Source organism: Streptomyces hirsutus (assembly GCF_001418415.1).
GTDB classification, from domain to species: domain Bacteria; phylum Actinomycetota; class Actinomycetes; order Streptomycetales; family Streptomycetaceae; genus Streptomyces; species Streptomyces hirsutus.
In genome coordinates this window covers 1-12,541 of the sequence record NZ_LIQT01000360.1, presented here as the reverse complement: position 1 = coordinate 12,541, position 12,541 = coordinate 1, and the positions used below count along the sequence as shown (strand labels likewise).

Below are 12,541 nucleotides of genomic sequence, written 5' to 3'. Positions count from 1 at the left end.
CCTCCAGGTCGTGCCGTACGCGGTCCGGCCCACCCCGGACAAGCTCGCCCACTACGCCGGGCTGGGGATCGAGGAGGTCGTGGTGCAGCTGCCGCCGGAGGGGGAGGCGGGGGTACTGCGGGCGCTGGACGCGTACCAGCCGTTCGTCGACGCCCGGTGACGCGGTCCGGTGAGGTGGTCCGGTGACGGCGTCGGACGACGGACGGCGTCGGACGACGACGGCCGATGAGCACCCCCGCCCCCCTCCATGGGTCCCTCTTTGCCCTGATCACCCCGAACGTATCCTCAAGGAATGACGACATCGGCATCCGCGACCTCCGGAACCGGCCCGACCGAGAACTCCCTGCGTCGCGCCCTCAAACGAGCACGGGACGGTGTCTCCCTCGACGTCACCGAGGCGGCCGTTCTGCTCCAGGCGCGCGGTGAGCAGTTGGAGGACCTGTGCGCCTCGGCCGCCCGGGTCCGGGACGCGGGCCTCCTGGCCGCGGGCCGGCCCGGAGTGATCACGTACTCGAAGAGCGTCTTCGTCCCGCTGACCCGGCTGTGCCGGGACAAGTGCCACTACTGCACGTTCGTCACCGTGCCCGGCAAGCTGCGCCGCGCCGGGCACGGGATGTTCATGTCGCCGGACGAGGTGCTCGACGTCGCCCGCAAGGGCGCCGCGCTCGGCTGCAAGGAAGCCCTCATCACCCTCGGCGACAAGCCCGAGGACCGCTGGCCCGAGGCGCGCGAGTGGCTCGACGCGCACGGCTACGACGACACGATCGCGTACGTCCGTGCCATCTCCATCCGCATCCTGGAGGAGACGGGCCTGCTGCCCCACCTGAACCCGGGCGTGCTGACCTGGACCGACTTCCAGCGCCTCAAGCCGGTCGCGCCGTCCATGGGCATGATGCTGGAGACCACCGCGACCCGCCTGTGGTCCGAGCCCGGCGGACCGCACCACGGCTCGCCGGACAAGGAACCCGCCGTCCGCCTGCGCGTCCTGGAGGACGCCGGCCGCTCCTCGGTCCCCTTCACCTCGGGCATCCTCATCGGCATCGGGGAGACGTACGAGGAGCGCGCCGAGTCCCTCTTCGCGCTGCGGAAGATCTCCCGGGCCCATCACGGCATCCAGGAACTGATCATCCAGAACTTCCGCGCCAAGCCGGACACCGCGATGCGCGGCATGCCGGACGCGGAACTCGACGCGCTGATCGCCGCGGTCGCCGTCGCCCGGCACGTCCTCGGCCCCACCGCCTGCATCCAGGCCCCGCCCAACCTCGTCGACTCCGAGTACGAGCGGCTGATCGCGGCGGGCATCGACGACTGGGGCGGTGTCTCCCCGCTCACCATCGACCACGTGAACCCCGAACGCCCCTGGCCGCAGATCGACGAACTCGTCGAACGGTCCCGCTCGGCGGGCTTCGAGCTGAGGGAACGTCTCTGCGTCTACCCGGAGTTCGTCCGGCGCGGCGAGCCCTGGCTGGACCCGCGGCTGCGCCCGCACGTGGCGGCGCTCGCCGACCCGGCCACGGGCCTGGCGCGCTCCGGTGTCCTCCCGGAGGGGCTGCCCTGGCAGGAGCCGGACGAGGCGTTCACCGCCACCGGCCGCACCGACCTGCACCGCACCATCGACACCGAGGGCCGCACCGGCGACCGCCGCGACGACTTCGACGAGGTGTACGGCGACTGGGGCGCCCTGCGCGAGGCCGCCGTCCCCGGCATGCGGCCCGAGCGCATCGACACCGACGTACGCCAGGCCCTGGCGACGGCGGCCGACGACCCGACCCGGCTGACCGACGACGAGGCCCTCGCCCTCCTGCACGCCGACGGCCCGGCGCTGGACGCCCTGTGCCGGATCGCGGACGACGTGCGGAAGGCGGCGGTCGGCGACGACGTCACCTACATCGTCACCCGCAACATCAACTTCACCAACGTCTGCTACACCGGCTGCCGTTTCTGCGCCTTCGCGCAGCGCCGCACGGACGCCGACGCCTACACGCTCTCCCTGGACCAGGTGGCCGACCGCGCCCAGCAGGCGTGGGACGTGGGCGCGGTGGAGGTCTGCATGCAGGGCGGCATCCACCCCGACCTGCCCGGCACGGCGTACTTCGACATCGCGAAGGCGGTGAAGGAACGCGTCCCCGGCATGCACGTGCACGCCTTCTCCCCGATGGAGGTGGTCAACGGCGCCACCCGCACCGGCCTGTCGATCCGCGAATGGCTGACCGCCGCCCAGGAGGCCGGCCTGGACACCGTCCCCGGCACGGCGGCGGAGATCCTCGACGACGAGGTCCGCTGGATCCTGACCAAGGGCAAACTGCCGGCGGCCACCTGGATCGAGGTCGTCGAGACGGCCCACGACCTGGGCATCCGCTCCTCCTCGACGATGATGTACGGCCACGTCGACCAGCCCCGCCACTGGCTGGGGCACCTGCGCACCCTGGCCGGCATCCAGCAGCGCACCGGCGGTTTCACGGAGTTCGTCACCCTTCCCTTCATCCACACCAACGCCCCCGTCTACCTGGCCGGCATCGCCCGCCCCGGCCCGACGACCCGCGACAACCGCGCGGTCACGGCGATGGCCCGCCTCCTGCTCCACCCGCACATCCCCAACATCCAGACCAGCTGGGTGAAACTGGGCGCGGAGGGCGCGGCGGAGATGCTCCGCTCCGGCGCCAACGACCTCGGCGGCACCCTCATGGAGGAGACCATCTCCCGCATGGCGGGCTCCTCCTACGGTTCGTACAAGTCCGTCAAGGACCTGATCGCGGTGGCGGAGGCGGCAGGCCGCCCGGCCAGGCCCCGCACCACCCTGTACGGCGAGGTCTCCGAGGAGCGGCAGCAAGCGGCCCGCGCCTCGGACGGCCACCTGCCGGAACTGCTGCCGGTGCTGGACCGAGGCCGGGAGTGAGCGGAGACGGACGGGAACGGGGCTCTCGAGGGGGGAGCCGAGGCAGGCCGGGCAGTACGATGATCTGGCCCCCGGTTCGAGGGGGCGGAACTCCGCCACACCTAGGAGATGCGTACCGGTGCCTGCCCGTCTTCCTTCGTGGGCCTGGGTGACCGGGCTGACCACGGGGGCGATAGCCGTAGTGGCGGTCCTGGGTGTCCAGGCGGACCAGGGGACGAAGCCCACCGCGTCCACGAGCCGCCCGAGCACACCGGCGACGGCGGACGCGAAACCGTCCGCCGAACCGAAGGAGAAGGAGAAGGGGGCGGACGCGTCGGCGGTCCCGGCCGGCTCCGGCACCGGCCGCCGTATCGTCTACTCCCTCGACACCCAGCAGGTGTGGCTGGTCGACGCCAGCGACGCCCCCCGCCGCTCCTTCGAGGTCTGGCCGGGCACGGTCGACCCCGACCCCGGTACGTACACGATCGGCACCCGCAGCGAGGCCACGACCGGCAGCGACGGCGTGGACATCGAGCACATCATGTACTTCACCGCGAAGTCCGGCGTCTCCATCGCCTTCTCCAACGCCGTCGACGGCTCCTCGCCCCCACCCGCCGAAGGCCGTCAAACCGGCGGCATCCGCGTGGCCAAGGACGACGGCGAGGCCCTGTGGACCTTCGGCACCACGGGCACGACGGTCCGGGTCGTCGAATAGCGGCAGACCCCGGCCGATCCGATGCCGCCGTGGGCGATCAGTCGGTGTCCCTGGGATGCCGGGTGGACGCGTACACGAGGTGGACCGTCCGGCGCTCTTCGTCAACGAGGTAGCGAACCCGGCCGCCCGCTGTCACCTCGTACTCCCACTGGGCCAAGTCCTGGCCGCGAAGGTTGCCCGTGGCCAGTCGGCCGCGCAGCCGGTGCTGACGATCGAGGTCGGCCCGGGACAACGGATCAGTGCGCAGGGCCTCGAAACAGCGCCGCGTGTTTCCCGGCGCCTCCGCACCCAGTTCGCCCCCATCCTTTCGCTGCCTCGTTCGTCGCGAACCGCAGGTGCCATTCGTCACCCACGGAGGGCGGGGCGACATCGTCGCCACGCTTCGGGGTCACGGCGCGGTCACCTCGCCGTGGTCCTCGTCCGGCAGTCGACGGGTGAGCTGCGCGGTCAGTTCGGGGTCGGCGAGGATGCGGGCCGTCGCGCGCCATTCGACGATGACGCGGTGGAGTTCGCTGTGAATGTCCAGCTGGGCGACGTCGTGCGTGGCGTCGATGAGGTCGGTCACGAGCTGCTGCAGTTCTTCCGTGGACAGGTGACGGACCCAGGGGAAGACCGAGGGGAGCGCGCGCAGTATGGCCCGCTCGCCGGCATCGCTGCGAACGAGGGCAGCGAGGAGGCGGGCCGTGATGTCCGCGGTTTCCTCGCGCTGTTGGTCATGGCGGGCTGTGGTCAGGTAGAGGTCCTCGCCGTCCCGACGTGTGATGTGCACACGGTGGGCCCGGTCGAGCGTTTCGGCGACCCGTCTCGAGTTCTTCGAGAGCTCGGAGAAGGCGACCGTGGGAGTGGACATACAGGAAACCATACTTCGGAACGTATTCCGAAGTCAATCGACGGCGTCAGCCCTCGTCGAGTCCGCGCGACGCGTGGAGTGGTGGTGGACATGGCGGGTTTCTTCTCCCTGCGGCAGCCCGCGGTCCGGGGGGCGGTGGGTCAGAATGGGCCCGTCGGTCTCGGGGTGAAAGGGCGTACGGGTGGCGCAGGGGCGACTGTCCATGCAGGAGTTGATCCAGCGGCGTCGGCGTGCCGGACTGGTGGCCCGTAGTGCCGAACTGGACCTGTTCCGGGCCAACTTCGACACCCCTCCCGAGGACGAACGGCACCGGTTCCTCTTTCACGTGCACGGCAACGCGGGCGTCGGGAAGACCTTCCTGGTCCGGGAGTTCGAGCAGATCGCGCGGGAGCGCGGTGCGCTGACGGCGTACGTCGACGAGAGCGCGGGGAGCGTCCCGGAGGCACTGGAAGTGATGTGCCGTCAGTTCGCCGCTCAAGGGCACCGGTTCAAGTCTTTGGAGCGGCTGCTGGTCAGTCACCGGGAGCGGCTCCACGAGGCGGAGGCGGCCGCGCTCGCCGCGCTGGCCCCGGAAGTGGAGGGAACTCCGTCGGCCGGAAGCATGGCCGTCGCGCGGGCCGGACTGGCCGGGCTCGGCATGGTTCCCGGCGTCGGCCCCTTCGCGGGCATCCTCGACCCCGCCCAACTGGCCCAGGGAGCCGACCGTTTGCGGGCCGGACTGAGCGCGCGCTTCCGCAGTCACGAGGACGTGCAGCTCGTCCTGTCCCCGGAGAGCGCCCTCACCCCGGTCCTGGTCGACGAGCTGTCCGACGCCGCTGCGGACGTGCCGTGGGCCGTTCTCCTCCTCGACACCTACGAGCAGACCGGCCGCTTCCTCGACGGCTGGCTGCACGACCTCATGACGACCGACCGCCACGGCCTGCTCCCCGCCACGATCGTCGTGGTGACCGCCGGCCAGCGCCGTGCCGATCCCGCCCGGTGGAGCGGGTTCGCGGACCACATGACCGCCCTCCCGCTCGCACCGTTCACGGAGGCGGAGGTGCGCGGACTGCTCGCGGCACGGGGCGTCGTCGCCGACCCGGTCGTCGCCGAGGTGCTCCGGCTCACCGGCGGGCTGCCGGTCCTGGTGTCGACCCTCGCCGAGAGCCGGCCCACCGGCCCCGACGACGTGGAGGACCCCAGCGTCACGGCGGTCGACCGGTTCCTGAAGTGGGAGCAGGACCCCGTGCGCAGGGCCGCCGCCCTCGCGGGCGCACTGCCCCGGTGGCTGGACGCCGACGTGTTCGGGGCCGTCCTGGAAGGGAGTGAGGCCGAGAGGGAGTGCGGCGACAGCCAACTGGACGAGCTGTACGGATGGTTGAGGGGCCTTCCCTTCGTCGGCGAGCAGGCGTCGCGGCTCCGGTACCACGACGTCGTCCGCGCGCCCATGCTCCGCATGCAGCGCACCTGGTTTCCGCGCGGGTGGGCCGAGCGGCAACGGCGGCTGGCGGCGGTCTTCCTGCGGTGGCGCGAGGAGGTCGAGGCAGGACGGGACACCGCGGAGCTGTGGGCCGACGAGGAGTGGCGGGAACTGCGGCTCGCGGAGTCGTACCACCTGCTGTGCGCACGGGAGCGGTCCGTGCCGGCGCAGGCGCTGCGCGACCTCGTCGAGGCCTGCGACCAGGGCGAGTCCGTAGCGGGGCGATGGACACGGCTCCTGGAGGACGCGGGGCGGGACGCGGGCCTCGAGGCAGTGGCCCGATGGGGCCGGGAGTTGTCGGAGGCCCTCGACGCGGGCGGCACGCACGCCGTCATGGTCCGGTTGCTGGACCGGCTCCCGAGCCCGCCACCGCTCACGCCCCCGGACGTGCTTCCCCGCGACGCGATGGATGCGGTCCGACGCCTGCGCCCACGGCCGGCGGCGGAGGACGACAGGGACCTGCTGTCAGCCCGGGTGGACCGGACCGAGACGCCCGCAGCGGTGCCGCCACAGGCCCGGCCGCCCGAGGAGGCGTCGCCCGGAGAGGTGCCGCGGACCGCGGGGCCGTTCCAGGGTTCGCTGCCCGGTGCCGTCACGGCCGGCCCTGCGCCGGTCGGGGCGGCACCCGATGGCGCGGCACCCGCCGGTGGGGAGCCGGTCGGGGCGGTACCGGACAGTGCGCAGGACATGGACATGGACATGGACATGGACGTGGACGAGGACGTGGACGAGGACGCGGGAGAGCGGGAGCCGTCCGGCTGGTGGGACGTCGAGCTGCCCCCGGCGACCGCGGCCCGCATCCGCCGGAGCCAGGCCGTCGCCCTGGCCGCCCGGGGCGACTACGCCACCGCCCTCGTCCACCTGCGGCAGGCCGCCGGCCTCGCCCCCGACGACTCCAAGACCTTCGCCCTGATGGGGGAGTACCACCGGGCCCGCCAGGTGTATCCGGCCGCGCTGCGGGATCTCCGCAAGGCACTGACCCTGGACCCGGCGCACTCCTACGCCTGGGCCTCCCTCGGCGCCACCCGCCTCGCCCTCGGCAACCCGGCCGCCGCGCTCGCCGACCTGGACCGCGCCCTGGAACTCGAACCGGACTACCCCTGGGCCCTCATCCGCCGGGCCCGCGCCTGGCGGGAGCTCGGTGACCCGGCCCGGCAGCTCGCCGACCTGGACCGCGCGGTCCTGCTGCAGCCCGACTCGCCCTGGGCGCACTGCGAACGCGGCGACGCCCTGCGCGCCGCGGGCCGCGACGAGGAAGCCCTCGTCCACTTCGACCGGGCCCTGACCCTGGACCCCGCGTACACGTCGGCGTACGCGAGCAGGGGCGTGACCCTCTCCCGCCTCGGCCGCCACACGGAGGCGCTCGCCGACCTGGACCGCGCCCTGGAGCAGAGCCCGTCGTACGCGTGGGCACGGACCCAGCGCGACGAGGTCCGACGCCGTCTCGACGATCCCGCGCACCCTCCCGCGTACCCTCCCGCGCACGATTCCGCGCACGGTCCGGAGCACGGCCCGGCCCCCAGCTGACGCACTCGGTCCCGGACACCGTACGAGGCCGGGCGTAGGTGACCAGGTGTGGTCAGGTCGGTCACTTCGGTCACTGCTCCCATACCTCTCCGTGCCCTGAACCGACCGTCCCTGTTCGCATACAGTGCTTGGCGTCGCACGTACGCACGGTGTCCGGGAGGTCTGGGTGGATGCGACTACCGGGCCCGTCTGGGGGCGCCGAGAGCAGCAGGACTTCCGCAGCCGGGTGCGCGGGACGCTGCTCGGCGTGGCCCTCGGGGACGCGCTGGGCACGCCCGTGGACGGGCAGGACATCGACGCGATCCGGCAGGCGCACGGCGCCGCCGGGATCACCGGACCCGCCCCCGCCCACGGCCGGCGCGGCGCCGTCACCCATCTCACCCAGATGACCCTGTTCTCCGTGGACGGCCTCATCCGCGCCCAGGTGCGGCGCGACACCGGGGCCTGGCACCCGCCGACCGACCTGCACCGCGCGTACCTGCGCTGGGCCACGACCCAGCGGGACTGGGGGCCCGACGAGCGCCGCAAGGAGGACGGGTGGCTCGCGCGCGAGGAGTGGCTCTACGCCCGCCGCGACCCGACCCGCGCGCTGCTGGTCGGGCTCGGGGACGACACCATGGGCACGCCCGAGGCGCCCAAGAACCCCGGCGAGGCGGGCCCCGAGGCGGCGGCCCGCTCGGCGCCCTTCGGGCTGCTCGTCGGCTGGGAACCGCAGCTCGTCGCCCAGCTCGCCGTGGAGTGCGCGGCACAGACCCACGGCCGTCCGGCCGCCTACCTCGCGGCCGGTGTGTACGCGGTGATCGTGCACGGTCTGGCCCGGGGCGAGACCCTCGACGCGGCGGTGCAGCGGGCGCTCGTGCTGCTGGCCGCACGGCCGGGGCACCAGCCGGTGTCGGACGCCCTGCAGCAGGCGCTGGGAACCGTACGGCAGGGGATGCCCACGCCGGAGCGGATCGCGGGGCTCGCCGGGGAGGGTACGGCCGAGGGACTCGTCGCCGTCGCCGTGTACTGCGCGCTGGTGGGGGAGGACGTACGGCACGGGCTGTGCCTCGCCGTCAACATGGACGGGCCCAGCGCGGCGGCCGGTGCGCTGACCGGCGGGCTGCTGGGGGCCCTGCACGGCGAAACGGCCCTCCCGCCGGCCTGGCTGGCCGAACTGGAGGGCCGCCCCACGATCCTGGAACTCGCCGACGACTTCGCCATGGAGATGACCCAGGGCTCCGCCCTGCACGGCCCGGCCGCCTCGTCCCCGGCCTGGCTGGCGCGCTACCCGCGTGGGGCGGGAGGCGCCCTGACCGGGTGATGCCTCCCTCCCCGGCCGGGGGGCGACCCCCGAGAGGCTCCGAGAGGCCATGGAGAGGCCATGGAGAGGCCCCGGGGTCAGGGACTGTCCGGTGTCCGGGCGGACGCCGCGTCCGGGGCCTTCGCCGGGGCCGGTACCGCCGCCGCGGCGGAGCCGTCGTCGCCGTCGGTGTTGATGCGTTCGATGACCGCCATCCGCTCCGGAGTGTCCTCCGGCTTCGCGTAGCCGATCAGGACGTACAGGATCAGTGAGACGGCGAGCGGGATCGAGACCTGGTACTCCAGGGGCACGCCCCCCTCGACGGCCCAGTCGATCGGGTAGTTCACCAGCCAGAAGGCCAGCAGGCCCATGGACCAGCTGGTGAGCGCCGCGGTCGGCCCCGAGCGGCGGAACGGACGCAGCAGACCCAGCATCATCGGGATGGCGATCGGGCCCATCAGACCGGCCACCCACTTGATGACCACGGTGATGATGTCCTTGAACGTCGGCGAGTTGACCTGGGTCGCCACCGCCATGGACAGGCCGAGGAAGACCACGGTCGTCACCCGGGCCGCGACCAGGCCCGACCGGTCGTTCCACCGCCGTGCCCTCGCGGACAGCACCGGGGCGACGTCGCGGGTGAACACGGCCGCGATGGCGTTGGCGTCCGAGGAGCACATCGCCATCGTGTGGGAGAAGAAACCCACGATGACCAGGCCCAACAGGCCGTGCGGCAGCAGCTGTTCGGTCATCAGGGCGTAGGAGTCGGAGCCGTCCGCCTTCTGGGACTCGACGAGCAGCGGCGACATCCACATCGGGAAGAACAGCACCAGCGGCCAGACCAGCCACAGCACCGCCGAGAGCCGCGCCGAGCGCTCCGCCTCGCGGGGTGTGGCCGTGGCCATGTACCGCTGGGCCTGGTTGAGCATGCCGCCGTTGTACTCGAACAGCTTGATGAAGAGGAACGCCAGCAGGAAGATCGTGCCGTACGGCCCGACCAGCGGCTCCGCGTGCCCCTGGAGCTCTGGCTCGTCCCATACGCCGAAGAAGCCGCCGTGGTCGCCGAGTTCGGCCACCACCGCGACGAACATGGCGATACCGGCCAGGAGCTGGATGACGAACTGACCCAACTCCGTCAGCGCGTCCGCCCACAGGCCGCCGATGGTGCAGTAGATCGCCGTGACCGCGCCGGTGATGAGGATGCCTTCGTTGAGCGAGACACCGGTGAACACCGCCAGCAGGGTGGCGATCGCCGCCCACTTCGCGCCCACGTCCACGATCTTCAGCAGCATGCCGGACCAGGCCAGCGCCTGCTGGGTCTTCAGGTCGTAGCGGTTCTTGAGGTACTCCAGCGGTGACGCCACATGGAGCCGGGAGCGCAGCCGGTTGATCCGCGGGGCGAACAGTTTCGACCCGATGGCGATACCGAGGGCGATGGGGAAGGACCAGGTGACGAAGGACGTCACGCCGTACGTGTACGCGATGCCGGCGTAGCCGGTGAACATCACCGCGCTGTAACCCGACATGTGGTGGGAGATGCCGGAGAGCCACCAGGGCATCTTGCCGCCGGCCGTGAAGAAGTCACTGACGTTGTCCACCCGCTTGTGCGACCAGACACCGATGGCGATCATCACCGCGAAGTAGCCGATGAGCACCGACCAGTCGAGACTGTTCATGTCCCCCCTTCCGGGGTCCGCCTTGTGAACTCCGCTCAGCTGGTTGGCACTTCGCCCGAGCGGGGTGAGTGTGCGGTGGGTCCGAGGTGCGTCTGCGGCAGGGCGCGAAGTGCCCGCTTATCGTGAGCGCGCAGGCGTGGGCACGACAAGAAAGTGGAGAGTCAAGAGCGCGCAAAGATGTTCACGTCGGTGACTGACGTTCATGATGTTGAACTTTTGGCGAAGGGCCACGAGCGTCGCGACGGCCACGACAGCGCGCCGGCTCGTTCCGCCGGGCAGTCGTTCAAGTCCGGTCTGCGGTCCGCGGTCCGCGGTCTGCAGTCGGTGGTCGGCGGCAAGGACCGGCCGCCACGGTCAGTGCAGCTCCTCCGGGCACGGCGTGCCCCGCGGTACGCCGTACGGCGCCGCCAGCCGGTACGTGCCCGGCTCCGGCGCGAGCAGCACCGTCCACTTGTCGCCGTTCTCGTCCTCCTCGGTCTCCATCAGGCAGCCGTTGAGGTTGTCGTACGTCTTCGGCCCGTCGTCCGAGTCCCCGTCCCCGCCGTCTTCGGACCGGTTCCTGGACTCCTCCGTCTCCCGGGGCCCCTCCAGCTTGTTGCCCTCCGCGTCGACGATGCTCAGCCACGGCGAGTACGGGATGCGCACGACGACCCGGCCCGCCTTCTCGACCCGCATCGTCATCTCGCTCTGGCTGGCCCGCTCCACGACCGCGTTCGGCTCGGCCAGCGAGGACGGGTCGCGCACCGCGAACAGCTGCCAGTTGGCGTCGCCCCAGATCTGCTGGAGATACGGCAGCCCCCGCTGCACCAGCTCCCGCTCCCGCTCACCGCCGTCACCGTCCGGCGTGTCCTTCGGCAGCACCACGAAGTGCACGGCCCAGCGCTTGAGCCACTCGTGATAGTTCGCCGAGTTGAGGGTGTCGTCGTAGAAGAGCGGGTTGCGCTCCATGTCGGCCTGCCGGTTCCAGCCCCGCGCCAGGTTGACGTACGGCGCGAGCGCCGAGGCCTCGCGGTGCGAACGCGCCGGGACGACCTCCACGCGGCCCTTGTCGGCGCCGACCTCCTGGAGTTCGTTCACCAGCGGCGCCAGCTCGCGCGCCCAGGACGCGGCCGGCGTCGTGTTCACGACGTCGTCGACCGACTTGAAGCCGATCCACCCGACGAACCCGACGAACGCCACGACGATCGCGTACCACTTGATGCTCTTCGGCGCCGCGAACGGCAGCGCCGCCACCAGTGCCACCCCGGCGAACAGCATCGACAGCCGCGTCATGTTGGAACCGATCTGCGAACTCACCAGCCAGACCAGCACCACCCCCAACCCGTACACCGCCGCCGTGATCCGGACCGTGATCCACTCCCGCGGCACCAGGACGCACACCAGGACCGAGAACACCAGCGGCAGGACCACCGAACCGAATCCCATCGGCTGCGTCCCCGAGAACGGGAACATCCAGGCCGACACCGCCACCACCGCGGTCGGACCCAGCCCCAGCGCCCACGCCCCCGGCCGGCGCTTCTGCAGGAACAGCGCCACCGCCACCAGCCCCACGAACAGGCCCGCGACCGGCGAGGACATCGTGGCCAGCGCCGCCAGCGGTGCCGCGCACAGGGCCTTCGCCCAGCGCTTGTAGCGCCAGCGGTACGGCCAGCAGAACACCACGGCGACCGCGGCCAGCCCGAACATCATGCCCAGCCCGAACGTCACCCGCCCCGAAGCCGCGTTGCCCAGCAGCCCGAACACCCCCGCGAGCGCGGCCCACAGGGGATTGCGCACGGCCCGGCTGCGGATGAGGAGCATCGTCAGCAGCGCGGCCGACACCGTCCCCGCGAGCATCATCGTCGTCCGTACACCGAGCACCGCCATCAGGTACGGCGACACCATGCTGTACGACACCGCGTGCATACCGCCGTACCAGGCCATGTTGTACGCGGAGTCGGGGTGCCGGCCGACGAACTCGGCCCAGGCGTCCTGCGCCGCGAGGTCGCCGCCACTGTTCGCGAACGTGAAGAACCAGACGATGTGCAGTGCGCCGGCGAGCGCGGTGACGGACAGCACCGGATGCCGCAGCATCCGGGCGCGCACCGCGAGAACGACGGCCTGGGGACGGGAGACGCGGGCCGGGGTGCCGAGAGCCGCGGAGGAGGTGGTGGGGGC

Annotated in this window: 8 protein-coding genes and 1 pseudogene; 5 read left to right on the top strand and 4 right to left on the bottom strand. The window is 72.0% G+C overall.

The annotated features are described in order from the left end of the window. The 3 genes and pseudogenes from AOK11_RS45370 to AOK11_RS25705 all read left to right on the top strand — a co-directional run. Positions 1 to 160 (top strand): annotated as a pseudogene (locus AOK11_RS45370) (LLM class F420-dependent oxidoreductase); the annotation flags it as partial. Between the two features lie 132 nt (positions 161 to 292). Continuing rightward, on the top strand, positions 293 to 2,896 hold the full coding sequence (locus AOK11_RS25710; protein ID WP_055596106.1) for a bifunctional FO biosynthesis protein CofGH: 2,604 nt from the start codon (positions 293 to 295) through the stop codon (positions 2,894 to 2,896). A gap of 118 nt (positions 2,897 to 3,014) precedes the next feature. Continuing rightward, positions 3,015 to 3,590, top strand: coding sequence for a L,D-transpeptidase (locus AOK11_RS25705; RefSeq protein ID WP_055596105.1), 576 nt, complete (start codon positions 3,015 to 3,017; stop codon positions 3,588 to 3,590). 37 nt (positions 3,591 to 3,627) lie between these two features. Here AOK11_RS25705 and AOK11_RS46465 read toward each other — a convergent pair whose 3' ends face one another. Continuing rightward, a complete protein-coding gene (locus AOK11_RS46465; protein WP_338058948.1) occupies positions 3,628 to 3,822 on the bottom strand; it encodes a hypothetical protein in 195 nt (64 codons plus the stop codon). A 156-nt stretch (positions 3,823 to 3,978) separates the two neighbouring features. Beyond that, on the bottom strand, positions 3,979 to 4,440 hold the full coding sequence (locus tag AOK11_RS25695; RefSeq protein ID WP_055596104.1) for a hypothetical protein: 462 nt from the start codon (positions 4,438 to 4,440) through the stop codon (positions 3,979 to 3,981). 202 nt (positions 4,441 to 4,642) lie between these two features. Here AOK11_RS25695 and AOK11_RS25690 point away from each other — a divergent pair, with 202 nt between their 5' ends. Together AOK11_RS25690 and AOK11_RS25685 are read left to right on the top strand one after the other, a co-directional pair. Further along, positions 4,643 to 7,426 carry a tetratricopeptide repeat protein gene (locus AOK11_RS25690; RefSeq protein WP_079035076.1) on the top strand — a complete coding sequence of 928 codons (2,784 nt, stop codon included), beginning with the start codon at positions 4,643 to 4,645 and terminating at the stop codon, positions 7,424 to 7,426. Between the two features lie 166 nt (positions 7,427 to 7,592). After that, on the top strand, positions 7,593 to 8,729 hold the full coding sequence (locus tag AOK11_RS25685) for an ADP-ribosylglycohydrolase family protein (protein WP_055596103.1): 1,137 nt from the start codon (positions 7,593 to 7,595) through the stop codon (positions 8,727 to 8,729). A gap of 77 nt (positions 8,730 to 8,806) precedes the next feature. On the opposite strand, the gene AOK11_RS25680 is transcribed toward AOK11_RS25685, so the two are convergent. Both AOK11_RS25680 and AOK11_RS25675 read right to left on the bottom strand, forming a co-directional pair. Further along, positions 8,807 to 10,384: a sodium:solute symporter family protein gene (locus AOK11_RS25680; RefSeq protein ID WP_055596102.1), complete on the bottom strand. Its 1,578-nt coding sequence runs from the start codon at positions 10,382 to 10,384 to the stop codon at positions 8,807 to 8,809. A 354-nt stretch (positions 10,385 to 10,738) separates the two neighbouring features. Beyond that, entirely contained in the window at positions 10,739 to 12,457 is a 1,719-nt protein-coding gene (locus tag AOK11_RS25675; protein WP_063793523.1) for a hypothetical protein, read from the bottom strand. Positions 12,458 to 12,541 lie beyond the last annotated feature (84 nt).